Origin of the sequence: Bradyrhizobium sp. LB11.1 (assembly GCF_040549385.1) — a bacterium.
Lineage (GTDB): Bacteria > Pseudomonadota > Alphaproteobacteria > Rhizobiales > Xanthobacteraceae > Bradyrhizobium.
Window position 1 is genome coordinate 1 of the sequence record NZ_JBEPTH010000027.1, and the last position, 21,458, is coordinate 21,458.

31 protein-coding genes and 1 tRNA gene are annotated in these 21,458 nt (G+C 62.1%); 21 read left to right on the forward strand and 11 right to left on the reverse strand.

What is annotated here, in order from left to right; all coding sequences use genetic code 11:
- Positions 1-384: 384 nt before the first annotated feature.
- Together ABIA96_RS34800 and ABIA96_RS34805 are read right to left on the reverse strand one after the other, a co-directional pair.
- Positions 385-648, reverse strand: coding sequence for a hypothetical protein (locus ABIA96_RS34800; RefSeq protein ID WP_354141433.1), 264 nt, complete (start codon positions 646-648; stop codon positions 385-387).
- Between the two features lie 264 nt (positions 649-912).
- Positions 913-1,326, reverse strand: coding sequence for a winged helix-turn-helix transcriptional regulator (locus ABIA96_RS34805; protein WP_502918881.1), 414 nt, complete (start codon positions 1,324-1,326; stop codon positions 913-915).
- A gap of 128 nt (positions 1,327-1,454) precedes the next feature.
- Here ABIA96_RS34805 and ABIA96_RS34810 point away from each other — a divergent pair, with 128 nt between their 5' ends.
- From ABIA96_RS34810 to ABIA96_RS34820, 3 genes are all read left to right on the forward strand, one after another.
- Positions 1,455-2,327 carry an NmrA family NAD(P)-binding protein gene (locus ABIA96_RS34810; protein WP_354141435.1) on the forward strand — a complete coding sequence of 291 codons (873 nt, stop codon included), beginning with the start codon at positions 1,455-1,457 and terminating at the stop codon, positions 2,325-2,327.
- Positions 2,328-2,526: 199 nt separating this feature from the next.
- Complete coding sequence (locus tag ABIA96_RS34815; protein WP_354141436.1) at positions 2,527-3,150, forward strand: NAD(P)-dependent oxidoreductase; 624 nt, start codon at positions 2,527-2,529, stop codon at positions 3,148-3,150.
- A 117-nt stretch (positions 3,151-3,267) separates the two neighbouring features.
- A complete protein-coding gene (locus ABIA96_RS34820; protein WP_354141437.1) occupies positions 3,268-3,642 on the forward strand; it encodes a DoxX family protein in 375 nt (124 codons plus the stop codon).
- 75 nt (positions 3,643-3,717) lie between these two features.
- Here the strand turns inward: ABIA96_RS34820 and ABIA96_RS34825 are convergent, their stop codons facing one another.
- Positions 3,718-3,903 (reverse strand): hypothetical protein, encoded by a 186-nt coding sequence (locus ABIA96_RS34825; protein ID WP_354141438.1) that lies wholly within the window; start codon positions 3,901-3,903, stop codon positions 3,718-3,720.
- 292 nt (positions 3,904-4,195) lie between these two features.
- Here ABIA96_RS34825 and ABIA96_RS34830 point away from each other — a divergent pair, with 292 nt between their 5' ends.
- A complete protein-coding gene (locus tag ABIA96_RS34830) occupies positions 4,196-4,417 on the forward strand; it encodes a hypothetical protein (protein ID WP_354141439.1) in 222 nt (73 codons plus the stop codon).
- Between the two features lie 444 nt (positions 4,418-4,861).
- Here ABIA96_RS34830 and ABIA96_RS34835 read toward each other — a convergent pair whose 3' ends face one another.
- The 3 genes from ABIA96_RS34835 to ABIA96_RS34845 form a co-directional block, all read right to left on the reverse strand.
- A complete protein-coding gene (locus ABIA96_RS34835) occupies positions 4,862-5,038 on the reverse strand; it encodes a hypothetical protein (protein WP_354141440.1) in 177 nt (58 codons plus the stop codon).
- A 373-nt stretch (positions 5,039-5,411) separates the two neighbouring features.
- Complete coding sequence (locus tag ABIA96_RS34840; protein ID WP_354141441.1) at positions 5,412-5,714, reverse strand: hypothetical protein; 303 nt, start codon at positions 5,712-5,714, stop codon at positions 5,412-5,414.
- 107 nt (positions 5,715-5,821) lie between these two features.
- A complete protein-coding gene (locus ABIA96_RS34845) occupies positions 5,822-7,390 on the reverse strand; it encodes a carboxylesterase/lipase family protein (RefSeq protein WP_354141442.1) in 1,569 nt (522 codons plus the stop codon).
- 95 nt (positions 7,391-7,485) lie between these two features.
- On the opposite strand from ABIA96_RS34845, the gene ABIA96_RS34850 reads away from it, so the two are divergent.
- From ABIA96_RS34850 to ABIA96_RS34870, 5 genes are all read left to right on the forward strand, one after another.
- Entirely contained in the window at positions 7,486-8,325 is an 840-nt protein-coding gene (locus ABIA96_RS34850) for an AraC family transcriptional regulator (protein ID WP_354141443.1), read from the forward strand.
- A 240-nt stretch (positions 8,326-8,565) separates the two neighbouring features.
- Complete coding sequence (locus ABIA96_RS34855; RefSeq protein WP_354141444.1) at positions 8,566-8,862, forward strand: HU family DNA-binding protein; 297 nt, start codon at positions 8,566-8,568, stop codon at positions 8,860-8,862.
- A 482-nt stretch (positions 8,863-9,344) separates the two neighbouring features.
- Positions 9,345-9,482, forward strand: a complete 138-nt coding sequence (locus ABIA96_RS34860) for a hypothetical protein (protein WP_177243661.1) — start codon at positions 9,345-9,347, stop codon at positions 9,480-9,482.
- Between the two features lie 231 nt (positions 9,483-9,713).
- Complete coding sequence (locus tag ABIA96_RS34865) at positions 9,714-10,064, forward strand: GrlR family regulatory protein (RefSeq protein ID WP_354141445.1); 351 nt, start codon at positions 9,714-9,716, stop codon at positions 10,062-10,064.
- Between the two features lie 139 nt (positions 10,065-10,203).
- Entirely contained in the window at positions 10,204-10,401 is a 198-nt protein-coding gene (locus ABIA96_RS34870) for a hypothetical protein (protein ID WP_354141446.1), read from the forward strand.
- A gap of 15 nt (positions 10,402-10,416) precedes the next feature.
- On the opposite strand, the gene ABIA96_RS34875 is transcribed toward ABIA96_RS34870, so the two are convergent.
- Positions 10,417-10,542: a hypothetical protein gene (locus ABIA96_RS34875; protein ID WP_354141447.1), complete on the reverse strand. Its 126-nt coding sequence runs from the start codon at positions 10,540-10,542 to the stop codon at positions 10,417-10,419.
- Positions 10,543-10,995: 453 nt separating this feature from the next.
- On the opposite strand from ABIA96_RS34875, the gene ABIA96_RS34880 reads away from it, so the two are divergent.
- On the forward strand, positions 10,996-11,292 hold the full coding sequence (locus ABIA96_RS34880) for a hypothetical protein (RefSeq protein WP_354141448.1): 297 nt from the start codon (positions 10,996-10,998) through the stop codon (positions 11,290-11,292).
- Positions 11,293-11,363: 71 nt separating this feature from the next.
- Here ABIA96_RS34880 and ABIA96_RS34885 read toward each other — a convergent pair whose 3' ends face one another.
- A complete protein-coding gene (locus ABIA96_RS34885; RefSeq protein ID WP_354141449.1) occupies positions 11,364-11,618 on the reverse strand; it encodes a hypothetical protein in 255 nt (84 codons plus the stop codon).
- Between the two features lie 181 nt (positions 11,619-11,799).
- On the opposite strand from ABIA96_RS34885, the gene ABIA96_RS34890 reads away from it, so the two are divergent.
- The 5 genes from ABIA96_RS34890 (at position 11,800) to ABIA96_RS34910 (ending at position 15,160) form a co-directional block, all read left to right on the forward strand.
- Positions 11,800-12,561, forward strand: coding sequence for a Sir2 family NAD-dependent protein deacetylase (locus ABIA96_RS34890; RefSeq protein ID WP_354141450.1), 762 nt, complete (start codon positions 11,800-11,802; stop codon positions 12,559-12,561).
- Positions 12,562-12,771: 210 nt separating this feature from the next.
- On the forward strand, positions 12,772-13,401 hold the full coding sequence (locus tag ABIA96_RS34895; RefSeq protein WP_354141451.1) for a cold-shock protein: 630 nt from the start codon (positions 12,772-12,774) through the stop codon (positions 13,399-13,401).
- Between the two features lie 166 nt (positions 13,402-13,567).
- A complete protein-coding gene (locus ABIA96_RS34900) occupies positions 13,568-14,053 on the forward strand; it encodes a DUF192 domain-containing protein (protein ID WP_354141452.1) in 486 nt (161 codons plus the stop codon).
- Between the two features lie 112 nt (positions 14,054-14,165).
- A tRNA-Pro gene (locus ABIA96_RS34905) sits at positions 14,166-14,242 on the forward strand.
- Positions 14,243-14,431: 189 nt separating this feature from the next.
- Positions 14,432-15,160: an outer membrane protein gene (locus tag ABIA96_RS34910; RefSeq protein WP_354141453.1), complete on the forward strand. Its 729-nt coding sequence runs from the start codon at positions 14,432-14,434 to the stop codon at positions 15,158-15,160.
- A gap of 48 nt (positions 15,161-15,208) precedes the next feature.
- On the opposite strand, the gene ABIA96_RS34915 is transcribed toward ABIA96_RS34910, so the two are convergent.
- A complete protein-coding gene (locus ABIA96_RS34915) occupies positions 15,209-15,430 on the reverse strand; it encodes an RNA-binding protein (RefSeq protein WP_354141454.1) in 222 nt (73 codons plus the stop codon).
- Positions 15,431-15,583: 153 nt separating this feature from the next.
- Between ABIA96_RS34915 and ABIA96_RS34920 the strand changes: the two genes are divergently transcribed.
- From ABIA96_RS34920 to ABIA96_RS34930, 3 genes are all read left to right on the forward strand, one after another.
- Positions 15,584-15,772, forward strand: coding sequence for a hypothetical protein (locus ABIA96_RS34920; protein ID WP_354141455.1), 189 nt, complete (start codon positions 15,584-15,586; stop codon positions 15,770-15,772).
- A gap of 318 nt (positions 15,773-16,090) precedes the next feature.
- Positions 16,091-16,237 (forward strand): hypothetical protein, encoded by a 147-nt coding sequence (locus tag ABIA96_RS34925; protein WP_354141456.1) that lies wholly within the window; start codon positions 16,091-16,093, stop codon positions 16,235-16,237.
- Positions 16,238-16,496: 259 nt separating this feature from the next.
- Complete coding sequence (locus tag ABIA96_RS34930) at positions 16,497-16,691, forward strand: hypothetical protein (protein WP_354141457.1); 195 nt, start codon at positions 16,497-16,499, stop codon at positions 16,689-16,691.
- Positions 16,692-16,742: 51 nt separating this feature from the next.
- Here ABIA96_RS34930 and ABIA96_RS34935 read toward each other — a convergent pair whose 3' ends face one another.
- A complete protein-coding gene (locus ABIA96_RS34935; RefSeq protein WP_354141458.1) occupies positions 16,743-17,921 on the reverse strand; it encodes an OpgC domain-containing protein in 1,179 nt (392 codons plus the stop codon).
- Positions 17,922-18,193: 272 nt separating this feature from the next.
- Between ABIA96_RS34935 and ABIA96_RS34940 the strand changes: the two genes are divergently transcribed.
- Both ABIA96_RS34940 and ABIA96_RS34945 read left to right on the forward strand, forming a co-directional pair.
- Complete coding sequence (locus tag ABIA96_RS34940; protein ID WP_057754809.1) at positions 18,194-18,499, forward strand: ETC complex I subunit; 306 nt, start codon at positions 18,194-18,196, stop codon at positions 18,497-18,499.
- Between the two features lie 96 nt (positions 18,500-18,595).
- Entirely contained in the window at positions 18,596-19,087 is a 492-nt protein-coding gene (locus tag ABIA96_RS34945) for an Lrp/AsnC family transcriptional regulator (protein ID WP_354141459.1), read from the forward strand.
- 20 nt (positions 19,088-19,107) lie between these two features.
- Here the strand turns inward: ABIA96_RS34945 and ABIA96_RS34950 are convergent, their stop codons facing one another.
- A complete protein-coding gene (locus ABIA96_RS34950; RefSeq protein WP_354141460.1) occupies positions 19,108-20,136 on the reverse strand; it encodes an AraC family transcriptional regulator in 1,029 nt (342 codons plus the stop codon).
- Between the two features lie 170 nt (positions 20,137-20,306).
- Between ABIA96_RS34950 and ABIA96_RS34955 the strand changes: the two genes are divergently transcribed.
- On the forward strand, positions 20,307-21,434 hold the full coding sequence (locus ABIA96_RS34955) for an isovaleryl-CoA dehydrogenase (protein WP_502918882.1): 1,128 nt from the start codon (positions 20,307-20,309) through the stop codon (positions 21,432-21,434).
- Positions 21,435-21,458 lie beyond the last annotated feature (24 nt).

Here is a 21,458-nt window from a genome sequence, read left to right on the forward strand (position 1 = left end):
TCACCCCGCTGCCGCTCCGCACGGCAGCCTAACCCCGGCAGAGCCTCCACTTATCGATGCGGAGATGCTGTTCAGACAACCGGGACCAGCTCAGGATGTAGTTCCGCTGCCACAGCGCCGTGGATTCGGGCGAATACCAGAGCAAAGTCTCGGAGATGCCGCCACCGGAATTCCGGTGACGGTGCTGGACTGCACCCCTAAGTGAGAAACGGGATTACGGTGACTGTGCACTCAATTGAGGTTGTCCGCCGAGCATAGCCCAGGGCCGCTGAGCTCGCTCGGCTGGAGTGACGAATGAAATTAGTGCACCGTAATTCCGGACAACCGGACAAGGTGAAGGGCTTGAGCCGAGACCTCCAATAGGAATCCGGGCTCGCGCTGACTTCAGTGCTTTTTGGGATTCCAAGTGTCGAAGTTGCCATCGTTCTTGCCGATATCTCGCGCCCGCTTGAGCGAAACGCCGTCGCGGCAGGCGATGTACGATTGCACTTGCGCATTGGTGCCGGCTCTCTTCGCGACCCACATGTCATGTGTGAAGCCGTTCTTGGCCATACAGTCGAGCGCGTGCGGACTGCTGTTTGAGGCGGCGTAGGCGGGGACGCTGAGCAGTGAGCAAAGTGCGGCAGAAATAGTGAATAACTTTTTCATGAAATCTCCTTTTGAAGCGGCGTTACGATAATCAGCTTGAATAAAACCACAAGTAGAATTGCGGAATTCCGGTGATAGTGCTGTGGACTGCACCCCGCAAGTGAGACACGGTAATTTCTGTGACAAGGTTATCCCTGGAAGCGAGATCGAAGCCGGAGAGCTTAGCGCGTGTTGATGGCGTGAGTTTAATGCACCGTCACCGTGCTCCATCTGAAGCACGCCACCAGACTTCACACATGCGACGCTGCAAACTTCTGTTTCAGATCATTCGCGCGGGACATCGCAGGGCGCTCCGTCAAAGCGGACGCGCGCGGCATGGATATCGGAATAACGACGGTCGGCCCAATCGATGAGGCTCGCCATCGGGTCCAGCAGGGATTGGCCTAGCGGCGAAAGACAATATTCGACGCTCGGCGGCTTGGTCGGAAAGACCTGGCGGGTGATCAGTCCGTCGCGCTCCAGGTCGCGCAGCGTCTGGGTGAGCATGCGCTTGGAGATGTCGCGGATGGCTCGGTGAAGCTCGCCGAAGCGATGCGGTCGCGTCGCGAGCGTCATCACCATGAGGATGCTCCATTTGTCGCCGATGCGGTCGAGCACGTCGCGCACCGGGCAATGTAAGGCTTCTGCTGATTGGGCGTCGTCCGATTGATATCGGCTGAATCGCGCGATCGCGCTCAATGCGTCGCTCATGCGGGTTCCCTTTTTCTCTCCTGGTTACAAAAAACTGCCTTCTTACGGCGCAGGTCTAAGGTCTTTATATGAGACCTACCCTAAAATATAGACCATCCAGCAACAGGAGAATAGGCATGTTTCTAGTTACGGGAGTTACGGGACAAGTCGGCGGCGCAACGGCCAGGCATCTGTTGGCCCACGGCAAGAGGGTACGCGCGCTGGTCCGCAGCCGCGAGAAGGCGGCGGCCTGGATGGACCAGGGCGTGGAACTGGTGGATGGCGACTGGTCCGACACGGCAGCGATCAAGCGGGCGCTCGACGGCGTCGACGGCGCCTTCGTCATGCTGCCCGCAGTCTGGGCCCCATCGCCGGATTTTGGGGAAGCCAAGGGCGTCATCGCGAACTATGTCGAGGCGCTGACCAAAGCCGCGCCGCCGCGTGTGGTCGCGCTCTCGTCGATGGGGGCGAACCGGACCAGCGGGGTGGGAATGATCACCGCCCTGTCGCTGCTGGAGCAAGGCTTGCGCGACCTGGCGTCGCCGGTCGCTGTCGTGCGCGCCGGCGGGTTCTTCGAGAACTTCCTTTACGGCCTGCACGTCGCCCAGGGCGGCACGCTCCCGGTTTACTACAATCCGACCAGCCGGAAATCGACGATGGTCGCGACGAACGACATCGGGGCCGAGGTGGCGATGCTGCTGACCGGGTCGGCGTGGTCGGGGCATCGCGTCATCGAACTTGGTTCGATGGTCAGTGCGGATGAAGTCGCAGCGCAACTGGGCGATGTCATGCAGCGCGACGTCAAGGCCTTCGCTGTTCCGCGAGCTGGGTGGCCGGCAGCGCTCGAGCAGCTCGGCATTCCGAAGGGCCAAACCGGACCGGCTGAAGCGATGTTCGAGGCCGTCAACGCGGGCTGGATGGACCTCGGCGTCGCCGGCACGGAGCACGTCGCCGGCACAACGTCTCCCCGCGATGTCTTCGCGGCGGCCCGAAAGGCCGCCCCGGCGTAGGTCCGTAGATCAGCGATGAGATGCGACTTTCAGACCTGCTCCGGGCGTTCGCATCTCCTTTGGAATGAATGCGTCGCGGCCGGCCTTCCGGAGTGGCGCAACCGGCACCTGATGTACATCGCGATCCTGGCAGAGAGTTTGAAATGGCCCGGTCGATGTGAACTGCGGCGCCAATACTAAGAAAAGATCGAGGTTAAACATGAAGATTCTTGTTTTGGGTGCAACGGGCGGAACGGGACGGCTGATCGTCAGCGACGCCGTGGCGAAAGGCCATTCCGTCGTGGCTCTGGTTCGCTCGACGGCAGGCGCCGATCTGCCGGGAGCAGAATTGATCGAGGGCGACGCCCGCAATGAGACCACCCTCGGGCGCGCCATGGACGACTGTGAAGCCGTCATCAGCGCGTTGGGCACCGGCATCGGCTTCCGCAAGGTCAGCCTGCTGACCGAAGCGACAGGCGCGCTGGTTTCGGCGATGACGCGCAGCGGCGTGCGCCGCATCGTCTGCATCTCCGCTCTGGGGGTCGGGGACAGCCGCGGCCACGGCGGCTTCGTGTTCGACCGGCTCTTTCAGCCTTTGCTGCTCAGCCAAGCTTACAAGGACAAGAACCGTCAGGAAGCCGCGATCCGCGCCAGTTCACTCGATTGGGTCATCGTCCGGCCCGGCATGCTCATCGATGCCCCAGCTCAAGGCAGCGTCAGGGCCGTCATCGACCTCACAACCATCAATGGTGGCAAGATAGCTCGCGCCGATGTCGCCCCGTTCGTCGTCGATCAACTGACGACCAACACTTGGTTGAGGCGGACACCGGTCATCCTGTGGTGACGCCTTGTCCCGTAGATCGGTTCTTCGAGCCACAGCAATCAGCGGAGATCGGCCGGCTTCCCGACCAGGTGGCCATACTGGTCCTGCGCGGCGGTCTCATCAGACAAGGATGGACAAATGTCTAAGATTTCCTGGCACCAAGTCTCCTGGCACCAGGTCTCGGCCTTGGCACTTGCAGCTTTCTTCGTCGTCGGATCCCTCAGCAACATCTTCGCCCCTGGGTCCATCTACGAGGAATATCTGCGGTGGGGATACCCGCACTGGTTTCATTTCGTGACCGGATCGCTGGAGCTCACGACCGCCGTTCTGCTGGCGCAGGCACGGACGCGGCTGTGGGGCTCGGCGCTCGGCTGCGCCGTGATGTTGGCGGCGCTCGCGACCGTCACCCACCACGGCGAATACGGGCACGGGGTGCCGCCGCTTATCGCGGCGACACTATCAATGGTCGTCGGCTGGATCGCGTGGCAGAAGCGGCTCCCCAACGCGGCATGACGGGATCAAGGCGCGGAAGGCCGATGGGCCTGCTGGATTGAACCGCAAGCGCGGCCCCAAACAATTTGAGCTACGTCACTTGGCGTAGCCCTGAGAACGGAGCCATGCGATCTTGCGATCTCCGTTGATCCAGTCGTCGCAATCTGCCTTGCTGGAAAATCCAGTAATCTCGCGCTGTTCGTGGTCTGGGTAGTCCGCCAATATTTTCCAGTCGCTGTCAGACATCCGGACGGTTTTGAAGGTCACTTTTGCTTTAGCCATGCCGGCACTATGCCGGAATTACGGTGGCAGTGCATCAATTAACGCAGTCCAATGCCGGCGAAGACAAAAGAAATGTTCGCGGTGATGAGCGACTGCACCACGGAGATGAGGCGAAGCCGCAAGCTGCAGGTGGCGGGCCGCTGTGAAGCCCGGGGGCGAGTATCCACTCTTCGCCGCCGAAAAGCTGCGAACAAAGCCTGAAGAAAATGTCTTGATTTTTAGAACGGCCGAAATATTTTTTGCTCATTCCGCAGGAACATGGAGAACACCTGCGCCGAGAGGGAGTAGAGTCATGAAGCGTCGCCGTATCAAACACGAGAAGTCCTTCCAGGAACGCCTGGCTTTGGAAGCCCAAAGCTTCAAGGAGGCGGCAGAGAAATCGCCACCTGGCCCCCAGCGGGAATTGTATCTGAGGCGCGCGCGTCAAGCAGAGACGGCTTCGACGATCGACAACTGGCTGAGTTCCCCGGGCCTTCGGCCTCCACAAGCCCTGACAGGTTTACTCAAGCCCTGACGAGGCCATTCAGGCGCGCAGGCTCGTCAGCTGTAGGCTTGAGACAGCACGATCCAGATGCCGTAGGAGGCGCCAAGCAGGCCGAGCAGCCCGCTCACCATCACGTAGAGGTCGATGCCGAAGGTGCGGCGCATGATCGCCTTATGCGCGGCCCTATGGTTTTTCCATTCCCTTCTGGCGCTATGTGATTTGCCTGACATGGTCGAGCACTCCGCACTCCCGTATTGCAGTCCGAGCTTACGACCGATTGGCCGGTTCGTGTGTGAAGCGCGTCACGCTGCCATCGCATTGCGCATGTTCGGGGCAGCGTCGACGATCGCGCGGGTCCTGGATCTCGTCGCGTCCTGTTCTTCCTCGTCCTGGCGTGCCGCTGGTACCGCCGCGCTAGAAACGCGAAAACCGTCCATGGCATCGCCAGGGCGGTTTCGTGTGGTTCCGGAAAATCTAGTGACCCGTGCCGGGCTTCGTCGTCTTCGGCGCCTTGCCGTCTTCGACGCGGCCTTCGTTGCGGAGGTCACGACCCTCCTGGGCCTTCTTCTGGCTCTCGGGGGACTTGCCGTGTTCGTTCATCTCTTCCTTGACGTAACCGGCGGCCTCTTTCGCTTTACCTTCAACGCTCATTGCAATCTCCTTACCTGGAGATGCGACAATTCGCGTGAGAGCGGACCGTTCCTGCGCCATCCTTACAAGATTGTCTTACAAGATTGACCCTGCCCAAGGTGCAACTGCCGGGAACAGGTTAGTTGTCAGCGCGTACCGATGCGTTGATGTCGCGGGCAGAAACCGGAAAAATGCTCCGCGTCCAACATCCCTGTTGCGTCCGGTTGTCACCCGGCAGTGCATTGGACAACGCAGCTTGGTGCGATGGGTTTCTACAAAACCCTGCGGCGGGCCCTCAGGATGAAGCCTTAACCTGCAGGCGAGCTATTTGACGCTCATGATGAGTAGGTTGACCCGGCCTGACGGCCGAGGCCGACAGCGTCGCCGCCCGCACCTAAGCTGCGATCCGTTGTTCCGCGGGGGTCGTGAGAATCTTCAGCATCTGTGCATGCTCGAGGTCGGGCACCGCGATCGCCGTGTGGCTGTAGATCGCGTGCGAGCGTGACTTTGCGATTCCGTCCAGGATCTCTTTGCCCTTGATGACGTGGAGGCCCATGCCGTCTCCGGACGGGAAGATCGCCAGCACCACGTCATAGGCGCCGATGACGGCCCTGAGCGCCTCGGCCTTGTCTTCGGCGACATCGACAAACACACGAACATCGGCTGCGAGTTCACGCAGCTCGTCAAAATCCAGCACTTTTGGGTACTCCAACGCAACGATACTGATGAAGAGAGTGGCGGCGTTGGGTTACCAGAGTCTGAACAACCTCCATCGAGTTGCAAGTTTCACGATGAGGTGACGTATCATGTGGACAACCCCGCTTTGCCGTCGCTTCGCCAGCGCGCCGGAAGGACGCCGTCCTCTCTGAAGCTGCCGAGGAAGCCGAAGCGGTCAGCGCACGGATTGGGGCGGGCTTCAATGGTGCTGCCGAGGATCTGCACGACATCGCTCGCGTCATAGGCCGGCCAGGGCGGCAGGCCGGGCCCGTTGGGATCACCACGCGTCGCAAAGTTTACCCAATAGTCCATCATGGTCTGCGCGAGAGCGCGGTCGGCTTCCGCCGGCGGCCTGGTGCTGCCGATCACCCGTTGCGGCGTCAGCGTGCCGAACACGAAGGGGATCTCGGTGACGTGCGAGGCGATCGGCGTGTAGGGAGAGGTATAGGTGAAGTGGTAGCCGTAGACGGGCGCGCGGGTGCTTGCCCGATGCAGCCGCAGCCACTGCCAGCACTGCTCGCCGACCACGATGTCGCCCGTGAGCGCGGCAGCGGACGCCCTGGCCTGCGCGTCGGTGTCGGCGGGATAAAGTTCTTGGAAATCCGCCAGGCGCTCCCTGCCGAACATCTCTTCGGCAGCAGTACGAAAGGCGCGCGCCGATGGATGGGGGAGGGATTGCGACATGAAGGGAAATCCCTCCGCGCTGTTCCAGCCGGCGAGCAGGGGGATCTGCATCTGGTCGCCGCGCAAGAAGCGGCGCGCGGGCACGTCAGGCACCACGTAACGATCAATGCTCGGCGAGAACGCCTGCGTGACGTGATCGCGCGCGAGGCTCCATGGCGCGGTCGCATTCAATTGTTCGGCCGGCATCGCGCGCAACGCAGCAATCGACGCATCGTCTTGCCGGCGTGCGAAGTCGAGGCCGCGCGCGCGAGCTTCCTCAAGACTTTGCAGAGGGCCGTGCCGGCCATCCCAGAAGGCGCCGCTCTCGCCAATGGCCTTGTGGAACAGTTTTCGTGCGAGCGGCGAGGCCATGAGAATGCCGACGGCCATGGCGCCGGCGGATTCGCCGAACAGGGTGACGCTATCGGGGTCACCGCCGAACGCGGCGATGTTGGCCTGGACCCAGCGCAGCGCCGCGAGTTGATCCTGCAGGCCATAATTGCCGGACGGCGCTTCGGCATCGAGCGCGGGATGGGCGAGAAAGCCAAAAATGCCGAGGCGATAGTTGAAGCTGACGACGACAACGCCCTTGGCTGCCAATTGGCTGCCGTCGGTGGCGGGATTGGCGGAGGAGCCGAACTGAAAGCCGCCGCCGTGAACCCATACCATCACGGGCCGCTTCTCGTCGGCCTCTCTCGCTGCGGTCCAGACATTGAGCGTGAGACAATCCTCACTGCGCGGCCCCGGCCGGGGATCATTTTCGAGCGACGAGAGACACGCTGGGCCGAAGGCCAGCGCATCGCGCACATCCGTCCACGACGTCGGTGGCTGCGGTGCGCGCCAGCGCAGCCGCCCGACCGGAGGCGCTGCGTAGGGTATGCCTTTGAACGCGAGCACGCCGCTTTCGTTTCGCGCCTCGCCGCGCACGAGACCTGCTTGCGTGCGAATGGTTCGACCCAGTTGGGCTGCCTTGGAGATCATCGCGCCATGCACGGTCGCAACTCCTTATTTGAGGGCGAGGCGATATCTATCGACTTTCCCGATGGATGAATTTATGCATAATTCCAATCAATCGCCAAAAACCGTCAATGATCAGACAGAAGCGTCATTACCCTCTTCGTTATCCCTGGCTCGACCTGGATGTGGACGACGCCTCCGCGCCGGTCATTGCCGTGCGCGTCGATGCCGACGGCACGAAAGGCGAGGTGCCCGACCACAGGCATCGCAAGGGACAGCTTGTGGTATCGCTCGGCGGCGGCGTCACCTGCCGCGTTCCGAGCGGGCTGTGGATGGTGCCGCCGCTTTGCGCGGTCTGGATCCCAAGCAACATGCCGCACAGCAATCGCGCCACGGCGAATGCGCGGCTGTTCTTCGTCTACATCGAAGCGGAGCTGGTCGATCTGCCGGATCGCTGCTGCACCATTTCGATCTCGCCATTGCTGCGCGAATTGATCATCGAACTATCCGGCGGCGAGCAGCATGACGAGGCGAGGCGGGAGCGCATGATCGGCGTGCTGCTCGGCGAGTTGCCGCGCATGCCTGTGCAGCAATTGCATCTGCCGCTCTCGCGCGAGCCGCGACTGAAGCGCATTGCCACAGCGTTGGCGGACAATCCCGCGGACCGCCGCACCTTGGCGGAATGGGCCGATCACGTCGCGCTGAGCGAGAGCAGTCTTGCGCGTCTCGTCGCGAAGGAGACTGGCCTGACATTCGGGCGCTGGCGTCAGCAACTGCATCTGATCGTCGCGATCCGAGAGCTTGCCTCGGGTGCGAGCGTGCAGCAGGTCTCGGCCGATCTCGGCTATGAATCAGTCACAGCCTTCATCACGATGTTCAGAAAGGCGCTGGGAAAGCCACCGGCCAAATACCTGAGCAGTATTGCTCGGGAGACGTCGTCGCATGCAAGCGCGGGTGAGTCCGCAGGGTAGGCGAACTCTCTAGGGATGCTGTGGAATTCGATTTGTCGTCGCCACAGACACGACCGTTCGGCGAAAACATGATGGAACTCAGGTCGAACTGCTGCTTGCGTTTTCGGCCTCAATGGGTTCTAAGCCCGGCTGCTTCGTGGCCGACAGGCATGAACAGACGCGCAGCCCGCGTAGTTTTACCGCTTCCCGGACAAAGCTAAGTCGCCGTTCGCGCGCACCCAATTCAGAGGAAATCCAGACATGGCGAAGATGACCAAGACCCAATTGATCGATGCAATTGCGGAAGGCACGCAGCTTGCGAAGAACGACGTGAAGTCGGTCATCGAACACATGGCCACCGTCGGCTACAAGGAGCTCAACGAGTCCGGTGAGTTCGTTATTCCCGGTTTCGTGAAGATGTCGGTCGTCAACAAGCCTGCGACCGAAGCCCGCATGGGCGTCAATCCCTTCACCAAGGAGCCGATGCAGTTCGCTGCGAAGCCGGCGAGCAAGTCGGTGAAGGCCTCGCCGCTGAAGGTGGCCAAGGACTCGGTCTGATCCCAGCGTCGTGCGCGGCCTGAGGGTGCGCGGACCGGCGACGTGATGTCGACAAAAAGGGGAAAACCCCGCTTGGGGGAGCGGGGTTTTCTGATGGGGGTGAAGCCTGGGGGAAGCTTCATCCAATAAGACGCGCCAGCGCTGAAAAAGTTCACGGCCAAGTTCGCCAGTCAGCGGGCATTCCAAAAAGAAAAACCCCGCGCTTGCGCACGGGGCTCTCTTGCTGACGGCATTGGGATTCAGCGCCTGGCCGTCAGCTATGCTATTAACTTAAGGTTGAAAATCCAAAAAACAACAGCGCAGCGGTGACGGAGTATGTTCGTCAGCGGCGCTGCCGTTTGACTGGGCGATGAAATCCACAGCTCCCATAGGTCCCGGCCGTACCGAAAAGGTTCAACGCGACATCACAGGAAATTTCGCGCAAAGGCTGGACTTTCTGTTCTTATTTTGTTCTAGTGAGTCAGCCGCTTTGGAGGTGACTCATGACTGTCGAGAAACAGCGCGAAGTGATCCGTCTCTGGAATCAGCTCAGGAAGGTCGAGGGCCCGGCCGCGGAAGAGCTTCGCATCCAGATACTGGAATGCTTTTCGGAGAAGGGCAACGCGAAGCGCGCGGCCTGAGCGTTCTCGGTTCGAGGCGATAACGACCTTCATGTGAGCGCGCGGTGCGATCGCGCATTCGTCGTGATGTCGGGCTTGTTCGCGCACAAACGAATTGTTAAGAATTGCGTCGCGCCGATTTCGCCGATTCCGATTCGTTCTTCGAGAACGAAATGGCGGTGAAGCCCGAACAAAGCCGGTCGACGCCCCCGACTCGCCGCGCTATCGTCGCCGGCGACGGTGGGCGCCCCCATGAAGAACGGACTGTACTCCATCCATATCCACATGCTCGACGGCGTGAAGGGCCGCGACAGCGGCGTGTTGATCCTGCGCGACGGCGTGCTGCTCGGCGGCGGTCCCTACTTCTGGTCGCGCGGCTCCTACATATTCGGCGATGGCACCTGGAAGGGCGAGCTTTCCACCAACCAGCATTCGCCATTCGCCGATCCGCTGGTCCGGCCGCTCTTCGCCGGCGCCGAGGCGACCAGCGGCTTCTCCGGGACGTTCAGCGAGGAGGGGGCCGAGGTGTACGGCACCGTGCTGGTCGCGGGCTATCGCAGCCTCGGCTTCCGCGCGACGTTGAAATGGTTGACCGAGGCCTGAGGCGCTCCGCTGTCTCCTAACGAAAGCTTGCGCGGATCGCGATAACCCTATTCGGTTAGGTTAAAAGCCCAATCGCGTTGCGCTTGCCGCGCGTTGGGATAGGTGTCTGGCAAAGGCAACAAGAAAACCGATTTTGCCAATGACACCATTTCTAGAACCGTCATTTTATCAGGGCGACCGCCAGACCTACCGCCGCGTCGCCGTCGTCGGCACGCTGTTCTGTCTCGCCTTCGTGGTGATCAGCTTTTCGCTGCGGCCGCAGGCCGACGACACGCGCGTCGCGGTCAAGGCCGACCGGCTGGTGCGCACGGCAGGACAGCCTCCGCAGGCAAACTAGCCCGCCGCACGCGAACTAGCGCTTGTTGCCGCAGACCTCATCGTCGGCGGCATCCTGCCGGCACGCGGCGCCGCGCGTTGCGAGCGCGACAAAGCCAGCATAGCCGGACAGGTTGAGCAATACTTCGAGCCAGGCAGGCATGACGCGCCCCTTCTTGCGAGAAGACTACCTCAACGTGTGCCGGGCGCACTTGTTCCCGGCTTGCCAGTAGTTTTGCTGCGAAGAAGACTTGCAGAAGAGAAGACTTGCAGAAGAAACGCCGCTCTGAGCGGCGAGGTCGGATCGAGCCGCCGCCCCAGCGTGGGTATCGGCACTCTCTCCTCCTCGATCTCCGCCCCGTCGGCAGCGATCGATGTCTGCTGCCATTTTGTCTTTCGAAACTGAAAACCCCGCCAGCACCGCGGAGATGCTGACGGGGTCTTCGTGCTGTCGCCTCGACCCGGATGGCGGAGGCTTCCGCACTCGCAAGTCCAATCCGAGCTTCCCGATATCGTTCCGCTTGCCACGAGATTTTTTCTGCGCTCTGCGGTTCCATGAGCGGTGAACCATCCCGAACGGTCCGCGTTACCTTCCCAGATGCGAAGGAGAAGCGTGATGAGGAAGACATTTGCAGTTGTTGCTACCGTCGCGGCTATCGGCGCGACCGCGATTGCCGCGCCGGCGCCCGCTGAGGCGCGTGGCATCGGCCCGGGTCTCGCGTTCGGTCTCGCCGCCGGTGCGATCACCGCAGGCGCGGTGGCTGCGTCCCATCCCTATGGTTACGGTTATGGCCCCGGCTACGGTTACTATGGTGGAGGTTACTATGGTCGACCGGCCTACGCCTACGGTCCCGGCCCGTACGCCTACGGCGGCCCGTACTATCGTCACCACCGTTACTACCGTCGCTGGTAACGCCTGAAGAATCGAAAAGCCCGGAGCGCTGCTCCGGGCTTTTTCGTATGCGCACGTCCTGCGCGATATCGTTACGGCCAGAGCGAGGGCCGTTCAACCTTGCGGGCGTTCTCGAGCGTCGACACGAAATACTCGTCACGCTCGCGCTTGAATTTTTCCTGCGTGGCACGGAAGGCGGCGACACGGGCGGCAATCTCTTCGCGTTCGCGGATTTTGCGTTGTTCGTCTTCGGTCATGTCAATTTCCCCACTCCACTTGAGTACGTGCGCATTTCTGAACTCAAGCACTGCCGCCGCAATCACGTTGAGTCGCGTCAACACATGCATTGGCGCTTCTGATTGGGGCGTCAATGGGGAGGAGGCATTGCAGGATTGTGATAAAGCGAAGGTCGGAAAAAACTGCCGCCCTATCGCCGCTCGCGACTTGCGCGACAGTGGATAAGAGCGTCAACAATCTTGTCGCTTGCCGATGTTGCAGCTAGCGCGACAATGAATCGGGAGGCGGCGAGTGATTGCATCGGACCTTCAGAGCGGTATCGAACGGCTCGGCGACATGATCGCGAGCGCCAGGATCATCGTGCCGTTCACCGGCGCCGGCATCTCGACCGAATGCGGCATCCCGGACTTCCGATCGCCAGGCGGAATTTGGACCCGCAACCGTCCGATTCAGTTCGACGAGTTTGTCGCCAGCCGGGAGGCGCGCGATGAATCATGGCGCCGCCGCTTTGCGATGGAGGAGGTGTTCGCTGCAGCGAAGCCCGGCCGCGGCCACCGCGCGCTCGCGTCGCTGTATCGCGCCGGCAAGATTCCCGCGGTCATCACCCAGAACATCGACAACCTGCACCAGGCCTCGGGCTTCGCCGCCGATTGTGTGATTGAACTTCACGGCAATACCACTTACGCGCGCTGCATCGGATGTGGGCAGGCCTATCAGCTCGACTGGGTGAAGCGCCGCTTCGACCAGGATGGCGCCGCGCCCAACTGCACCGCGTGCGACGAGCCGGTGAAAACCGCAACGATCTCCTTCGGTCAGCCGATGCCCGAGGACGAAATGCAGCGCGCGACAGAGCTGTCGCAGGCCTGCGATCTCTTCATCGCGATCGGTTCCTCGCTCGTGGTGTGGCCAGCGGCGGGCTTTCCGATGATGGCGAAGAACGCCGGTGCAGGTTTGGTGATCATCAATCGCGAGCCGACTGAACAGGACGATATCGCCGACCTCGTCATCCCTCACGACATCGGCGACGCACTCGGGCCCTTTGTCGGTAATTGAGGCATCAGTTTGATTCGCGCCTGTGCAAGCTGTTCATAGGTTCCAGCGAATCTCTTTTTTGTCTTTGCCTCGCAACCGGGAGTGTTATCTTTTGATTCGAAAGATTCGCGTCGCGTCGAGTTGAGAAGATTCTCTGAAGGTTCTCTAAGGACGCGTGATTCGACACCGCCGCTGAGGGCGGGTTGCATGGAATGTGTGGGGTCCGGGGTTATGGGGTCGGACGGATTTGAGTCCAAGAAGCTGGGAGTTCCCGGGTCGGGCGAGCACGGCGCCGGTCTCGATAACGCGCTCAGTCCCTTCACCGGGCTAGGTGAGGGCAGCGCCAACCTAGTCGAGGTCCATGGCGTCATCAAATGGTTCGACGCCTCAAAGGGCTACGGCTTCATTGTTCCCGACAATGGATGGCCCGACGTGCTCCTGCACGTTACCGTGCTTAGGCGCGACGGCTTCCAGACCGCGTACGAGGGTGCCCGGATCGTCGTCGAGTGCATCCAGCGCGCGAAGGGCTATCAGGCCTTCCGCGTGGTCTCGATGGACGAGTCGACCGCGATCCATCCCGCGCAGATGCTGCCGCCGCGTACCCATGTCACGGTGACCGCGACCAGCGGGCTTGAGCGGGCCCAGGTCAAATGGTTCAACCGGCTGCGCGGCTTCGGCTTCCTGACCTGCGGCGAGGGCACCCCCGACATCTTCGTGCACATGGAGACGCTGCGTCGTTTCGGCATGACGGAGCTGCGGCCGGGCCAGTATGTGTTGGTCCGCTTCGGGCCTGGCTCCAAGGGCATGATGGCGGCGGAGATCCATCCCGAGACCGGATCGCCGGGACTTCAATCCCACTAGCGGCTTGCCATTTCGCATTCGTGAGGAGAAGCGCGCGGCCCCTGGGGTCGCACGCTTCTGGCTTTCGTCATGATCGCCGCGTAAGGATGTCGCAGTCCCACGCCGCAGGCCCAGTCGCTCGCCGTCAGGCCCAGTTCCTCGCCGTCACGCCAATGAGTACATTTCCATGAGCTTTGATCGAAAGGCCGCCCGGTCAGTTGCCCGGGGCTGGCTTGCCGCCATCCTCGTCGTTGTCGGCTTTGCCGTCGCAAGCGGGTCCGTTCGCGCGGCCAGCTTCCAGCCGCTCGAGATCGTCACCAAGAACGGCGTGCAGGTGTTCTCGGTGGAGATGGCGACCACGGACGAGGAGAAGCAGACCGGGCTGATGTACCGCAAGGAGTTGGCCGACGGCAAAGGCATGCTGTTCGACTTCAATCCCGAGCAGGAAGTCTCGATGTGGATGAAGAACACCTATGTCTCGCTCGACATGATCTTCATTCGTGCCGATGGCCGCATCCTGCGCATCGCCGAGAATACCGAGCCCCTCTCGACCAAAATCATTTCGTCGAGAGGTCCCGCCCGGGCCGTCCTCGAGGTGGTGGCTGGAACAGCGCAGAAATACGGCATCCGGCCCGGTGATCGCGTCGGCCACCCGCTGTTCGGCAGCAAATAGATCCGCAAATTGGGCCGAGGGCGGCGGTTTCGGCGGTTTGGGACACTTGCTGGCGCTTCGTAAGCTTGCTGGCGCCTGAGGAAGCGTGTATCGACGGGGCTCACCGGACATTCGGGGTATAGCGCAGCCTGGTAGCGCGGCAGTTTTGGGTACTGCAGGTCGTTGGTTCGAATCCAGCTGCCCCGACCAGTCCCGACGTCAATTCCCGACATCATTCTTTCTAATTCTGACGTACAGCGGACCTCCGGCCCCTGCGCTCCGCGGTCATGGTCAGCGCCCAGCGTGGCCGTGCAATTCCCGGCGATATGTTGCCCCGATGCAATCTCTGCGTCAGCGCCATGTGCTATGCCGCTCAGCGGGAATGGGGGAAGGTCAGATATGTTGAAAGCACTTTGCGTCGCGGCGGCTCTTGCACTCGTCGCGACGACGGCATCTGCGGCCGACCTTGCGCTGAAGGCGCCTCCGCTGGCCCCGGTCAAATTCACCTGGACCGGATGCTATATCGGCGGTCATCTTGGCGGTGCCGTGAGCGAGGATCGTACCACCAGCATCGCTGGAGCGAGTGTTGATTTCAGCTCGACCGGCTTTGTCGGCGGCGGACAGATCGGCTGCAACTATCAATTCGCGTCCAACTGGGTCCTTGGCGCCGAGGGACGCGCCGCATGGTCGAGCCTTTCCAATCACCATGCCGCCAGCGTCCTTTTTCCCGCGCTCGGCGGCCTCGTCGTGCCCTCCCAGTTCGGCGTCAAGAATGACTTTCTCGCAACGGCCACCGCACGGCTCGGCTATGTCTATTCGGAGCGCTGGCTGGTCTATGCGCGGGGCGGCGCGGCCTGGACTCGCGAGAAGATCGACGACGCGTTCGTAGGCCCGGTGGTCGGCGTCCTGACCGATCCGGCGGCAACGGTCGCGCGCACCGGCTGGACGGCGGGAGCCGGGGTGGAATGGGCGTTCGCGCGGAATTGGTCGGCCAATGTCGAATACAACTACCACGACTTCGGCGCGAAGGGTCCGATCCTGCTGACCGGTCCCGTCAACGCCGTGACCGTTCACGAACTCAAGGATACGATTCACACCGCGACCGTGGGCGTGAACTATCACTTCTGACGGAATGGGGAGGGGGCGGCCGCTGCGATCGCGGCGGTCCGTTCGGGCCTAGGACAACAGCCAGTCGACCACACGCCAGGCCAGCCAGCCCAGCGCGCAGATCCAGCCCACCATCGCGATCGCAGCGATTCCGAGCCAGCACAGTGCAAACAGCGACGTCCGGGGCTCTTCGGCCTCGGACAGTTTCTCGGTCGAATCAACTTGGCTCACAGCATCCCCCTGGCCAACGGCCTGCTGTTCATTGGTCTTCGTTCGTTCGCGAAAATTCACCGGCCGCGCTCCAACTCACACGGACGTGAGAGGGGATGACTGTCCATTCATAACGAGCGAGAGCCGATAGCGAGATGGTCGCGGGCCAGCTGGACAGGAGGGAAGAACCTGCAGCTCATGGCGCGGCGATTCGTTGCGGCCAGGGAAGCCGAGATGCGAAAGCATCGGCGCTTTTTTCGCGCACGTGAACGGATCACCTATTCCGACGGCACGACCGAGGTGGAGACAACTCCCGCCAGCTCGCAGGCCTGCCAGGGCAACCAGCCAGGACAGACCTACAATTCGAAGGGCGCGCTGAGCTCCAGCGCCAACGGCGCTTCGGCTGCGAGCAGCGGGATTTGAGCCGCGATCGACTGCGGGGCCAAAAGTACAGTCAAGCGCGACGCCGAACGCTTGGCGTTTGTTGTTCGCAGGCCACTATTTCTGCGCGATTTTTGCTGGAATCAAAACAGGTTAGAGGGCGCAGTATTACCAAAGCTTCATCGAACCTTTGGCCATCGCCGCAGACATATCAGTGTTGGGGATTTCAGCGCCCAATACCTAAACGGACGCCGCCAAGCGATGATATTCCGCTTGCGCGGCGTTGCGCTTTTTAGGGCTCAGCCCGAGGCGTACCAGCCCGCCGGAAACGGGATCAGCGGCCAGACCGGATAATTGTCGTTGACGGCCCTCGGCGACCTGTCATGGGCCGGCCTGGCGAGCGGTGCCGGCGGCGACGAAATCATCGCCAGATGCAAAGAAGCAAATTCCAAATTCACGATCATCGACCTGCGCCGTCAGTCGTTGGAAAAATTCAGTCGAGCCTAAAATCGACCAAGCGCGCCCTTGGAAGGGCGCACTCATTCTCAAATCGCGCACACATCTTAGGAAAGATAGGCAGGCGTTTCAACCGGCAAGGCGGCTGCCTGCCGGCAAGTAAGGTTGATCGGTTAGGTTAAGCGTGAGCTGTCGTTGCGGTCATTTTGACGACTGGTATCAAACCATTCCGGCACGCGACGACGGGCCATCAGCGGCTCGCACGAGATCACATTCGTCGCGGCGTTTCGTTTCGCGCGAGTTGTCCGCCATGACTTTCGATCTCACCTCCAAAACATCCAGCCAACGATCGAACTCGACCGAGATGTGGCACCTCTGGACCGTGATCGTGCCGCGCCGCTCAATCAATGGGCAGCTCGTCTACGGCAAGGTCTGGCGCCGTCACGACGGCCGTGACTGGATCTACAAGAAGTTCACCGAATACGACGGCGAGGCGGCCGCCTGAGGCTTCCGCCGCCACGCGTCTCAGGCAGCCTTCCTTAGGCAGCAGCCTTCTTTAGGCAGCTTTGGCGGCCGGGGTGGCCGCGGGTTTCGCCGGCGGCGGCTTCAGCGGCTTGTCCTGCCGCTTCGACCAGGAGATGTAATAGGCGACCGTCGTCATGATCGCGATGCCCGCGATGGAGACGAAGAGCTGCGCGAACAGCGAGCCCGAACTCATCGACAGCTCGAAATGGCCGACGAAGGACAGGAACACGCCGACGCAGAACACCGCGAGCGATTGCTGCCCGCAGACGATCACCGGATCGAAGATCTTCCACTCCAGCCCCGGCCAGTCCTTGGGCAGGAAGCGGATCACCAGGATCACGATCACGACGAAGTGGATGAAGCGGTAGGGCGCGAGATTGGTCTTGTCGTTGGGATTGAAGGCCGAGAACAGCCATTCCGGCAACATGCCGCCAAGGGTCGGGAAGCGGCCGGCCATGGTCATGACCAGCGCGAACGCCAGATAAGCGAAGCAGAACCATATTGTGATCGGCGAGTTGATCAGCTTGCTGGATCGGCGCGCGCCGCCCATCGCGCACCAGGCTCCGAACACGAACAGCACCTGCCAGCAATAAGGGTTGAAATACCACTGGCCGGCCGGATAGGCGTTCAGGTTCAAGCTGAAATGACGCGCGGTCAGCCACAGGATGATGGACACCACCATCGTTAGATCGGGCTTGCGCAGCATGAACCACAGCACCGGCGGAAACAGGCCCATCAGCACGATGTAGAGCGGCAGCACATCGAGATTGAGCGGCTTGAAGCGCAGGAACAGCCCCTGGCGCAGCGTCTCGGTGGCGTTGTCGACGAGGCCGGCGACGTTGAACTCGTTGATCATCTCGGAATCGCCGAAGCGCAGCGCCAGGTAACTGATCGAGGCGATGTAGATCACGAACAGGATGATATGGGCGACATAGAGCTGCCAGACCCGCTTGGTGAGGCGGGTGGCGCCGACGATGAAGCCGCGCTCCAGCATCATCCGGGCATAGACGAACGACGCGGTGTAGCCGGAGATGAAGACGAACAGATCAGCGGCGTCGGAAAAGCCGTAATTCCGTGTCGTGATCCAGTTCACGACGTTGTCGGGGATGTGGTCGAGGAAGATCGCCCAGTTGGCGATGCCGCGAAACAGGTCGAGCCTGAGGTCGCGGCCCTTCTCGGGGAGCGTGGCATTGATGTTCAGGAAGGCCATGCGACGGGAGCTCTCGAAGAGGACGGATACGCTGATGTCGGCGAGGCAAATGTTGGCAAGGCTTGGCCGCCGGGCGGGATTCCCGGGCGGAATGCGGGTACGCGATTGTCACAGTGCAGCATAATGACTATACCCGTCGGTGAGGCACCCCGGGGGACCCGGAATCACCGATCAGTTCCCGAAAGGTGTCTTTATACTATGCCCGCGGTTTCCACCAATCGCTACCGTGACGCATTAAAATCGAACGAAAAGACCAAGAGGCCGGACCGCCAATGACCGCACGCATTTTCAAGCCTGCCAAGAACGCGATGCAATCCGGCCGGTCCAAGACCAAGGAATGGCAGCTCGACTACGAGCCGGAGCAGCCGCGCGCGGTCGAGCCGCTGATGGGATGGACCTCGTCCGGCGACATGAAGCAGCAGATCACGCTGCGCTTCCACACCAAGGACGAGGCGGTCGCCTATTGCGAGCGCAAGGGCATCGCCTACCAGGTGATCGAGCCGAAGGAATCGCTGCACCGCCAGGTCGCGTATGCCGACAATTTCTCCTTTCGCCGCGGCGAGCCCTGGACGCATTAAGGGTTTCCCTTCGGCCGTCCTTCTGACCAGCCCTTGGCATCAAAATCGCCGCGTGCTTCGCTGGCCCGCATGATGGGACCATGACGAGGTGGGGGGATGGCCGGGCGTGACCAGCTCGACGGCATCGATCTGAAGATACTCTCCGAGCTGCAGCAGGATGGGCGGGTTCGCAACAACGAGCTGGCGCTGCGCGTCGGTGTGTCTGCGCCCAACTGCCTGCGACGGCTGAAATCGCTGTTCAGTCGCGGCGTGATCCGCGCGGTGCGCGCCGTCATCGACGAGCGGCTGCTCGGCTATGAGGTGGTGTCGTTCGTCTCGATCCAGCTTGGCAGCCAGGCCCAGCCGGTGTTGGAGGCGTTCGAGGGTTCGATCGCTGCGATCCCGCGCATCCAGCAATGCTGGCGCATTTCGGGCGACACCGACTACCTCTTGAAATGCGTGGCGCCGAGCGTCGAGAGCATGCGCCAGCAGCTCCTGCATTTCGCCGCGATGCCAAACGTGAAGAACGTCCGCAGCTTTCCCGTACTGGGCGTTGCGAAGGACGTGCCGCTGCCGCTGGAGGAGCTCGCGGCTGCGTCGGCAGGATAAGGGCTGCGCGTCTGCGCGTTTCAACGATACCGCCCGCGAAACTCGCGCGGGCTGGCGCCGGTCCAGCTGCGAAAAGCCCGCGAAAAACTCTTCTCGTTGCGGAAGCCGGCGATCTCCGCGATCCGCTTGATCGGGGTACGGCCGCGCATCAGCTCCTGCTTGGCAAGCTCGAGCTTTGCTTCCTCCTTGAGGTCGCGCAGCGAGGTGGCCTCTTCGCGCAGGCGGCGGTGCATGGTGCGGGTGGAGAGCGCGAGTTCGCTTGCGACATCCTCCGCGCCGAGAATGCGGCCGCGCGCCTCGCGGAGCACGCGCCTGACACGCTCGACCAGCAAACGATCGCGGCGATAGGGCAGCACGGTCAGCCGCAGCGCGCCCTTGAGCATGCTGTCGAGATCGGCGGCGCTGCGGGTGAGCGGCAGCGAGAGATAATGCTTGTCGAAGATGATGCGGGCATCGCCTGCGTCGAAGCGGACGTGCTTGCAGAAGATGGTCGGATAGACCGAGACGTGTCCAGGCTCGGGATAGGGAAACTCCGCTGCGCGCAGTGCGATCGCGGAATCGACCGCCCAGCAGGAGAAGCCGAGCACATAGCGGAGCAGGGTGACGAGGCAGAACTCGCGCAGCGGCCCGAGATCGCGCTGCTCGCGAATGGAAATGGTCGCGGTCTCGCCGCTGACCGCAAGCTCGAACAGCACGTCTTCCGTCAGCAGGCGATGATGCCGGCACCAGCGCTTTAGCGCGACCTCGAGGGTGGGCGCGGTGATCGAGGCACGGCACAGCATGCCGTAAGTGCCCCAAGGCAGCTTCCGCGAAAACCAGCCGAGCGCCTCGTCGTCGAGCTCGCGCATTGCGTGGCCCGCCAGCGCCTCGAACTGCGCCGCCGTGACCCGCCCGTCGGTCGATCCGATCAGGTCGGACAGGACCTGGCCCTTGCTGAGCGCCTCAGCCGGATCCCGTCCGTAGCGGGCATAGGCCGCGACCACGCCGCGGACGAAGGCGGCGGGGGTCATGGCGCGGCGGGGCGTGGCGGTCGCGGCTTGGAAAGGCATCGAAAGTCCTTTGGAAAATCCTCGCCAAACTTGGCGGAAAATGCAACCTTTTCGACCGCCACGGACCTCGGGCGGAGGTAGGTTCGGGGCAGATAAGAATTCGCAGGGAATCTGGAGGAATCGCCTTGAACATCCCGAGCATCGATTTCGATCTGGGCGAAGACGTCAGCATGCTGCGCGACACCGTGCGCGCCTTCGTGGAAGCAGAGGTCGCCCCGCGCGCTGCTGAGGTCGAGAAGGCCAATCTGTTCCCGGCCGATCTCTGGAAGCGTTTTGGCGACCTCGGCCTGCTCGGCATGACAGCGCCGGAGCAATATGGCGGTTCCGACATGGGCTATCTCGCCCACGTCGTCGCCATGGAGGAGATTTCGCGTGGCTCGGCCGCCGTTGGGCTCTCCTACGGCGCCCATTCCAACCTCTGCGTCAACCAGATCCGCCGCAACGGCAACGATGCGCAGCGTGAGCGCTATCTGCCAAAGCTGATCTCCGGCGAATATGTCGGCGCGCTCGCGATGTCCGAGCCGGGCGCTGGGTCCGACGTCGTGTCGATGAAGCTGCGCGCCGACAAGCGCGGCGACCGCTATGTGCTGAACGGCTCGAAGATGTGGATCACCAATGGCGGCGATGCCGACGTGCTCGTCGTCTACGCCAAGACCGATCCGGAGGCCGGACCGCGCGGCATGACGGCTTTCCTGATCGAAAAAGGCTTCAAGGGTTTCACCCATGGCCAGCATCTCGACAAGCTCGGCATGCGCGGCTCCAACACCTATCCGCTGTTCTTCGACGACTGCGAGGTGCCGGAGGAGAACGTGCTCGGCAAGGTGGGCGAGGGCACCAAGGTGCTGATGTCCGGCCTCGATTATGAGCGCGCGGTGCTCTCCGGCGGCCCGCTCGGGATCATGGCGGCCTGCATGGACGCGGTGGTGCCCTACATGCACGAGCGCAAGCAGTTCGGCCAGCCGATCGGCGACTTCCAGCTGATGCAGGGCAAGCTCGCCGATATGTATTCGACCTGGCAGGCCACGCGCGCCTATGTCTACGCTGTGGGGCGCGCCTGCGACCGCGCGGATCACGCGCGCACGCTGCGCAAGGATTCGGCCGCTGCGATCCTCTATTCCGCGGAAAAGGCGACGTGGATGGCAGGCGAGGCGATCCAGGCGCTCGGCGGTGTCGGCTACACCAGCGAATTTCCGGTCGGCCGCCTCTGGCGCGACGCCAAGCTTTACGAGATCGGCGCGGGGACGTCCGAAGTGCGGCGCATGCTGATCGGCCGCGAGCTGATGGCGGAAACGGCTTAAACCCTCCACGCAACCACGTCAGAA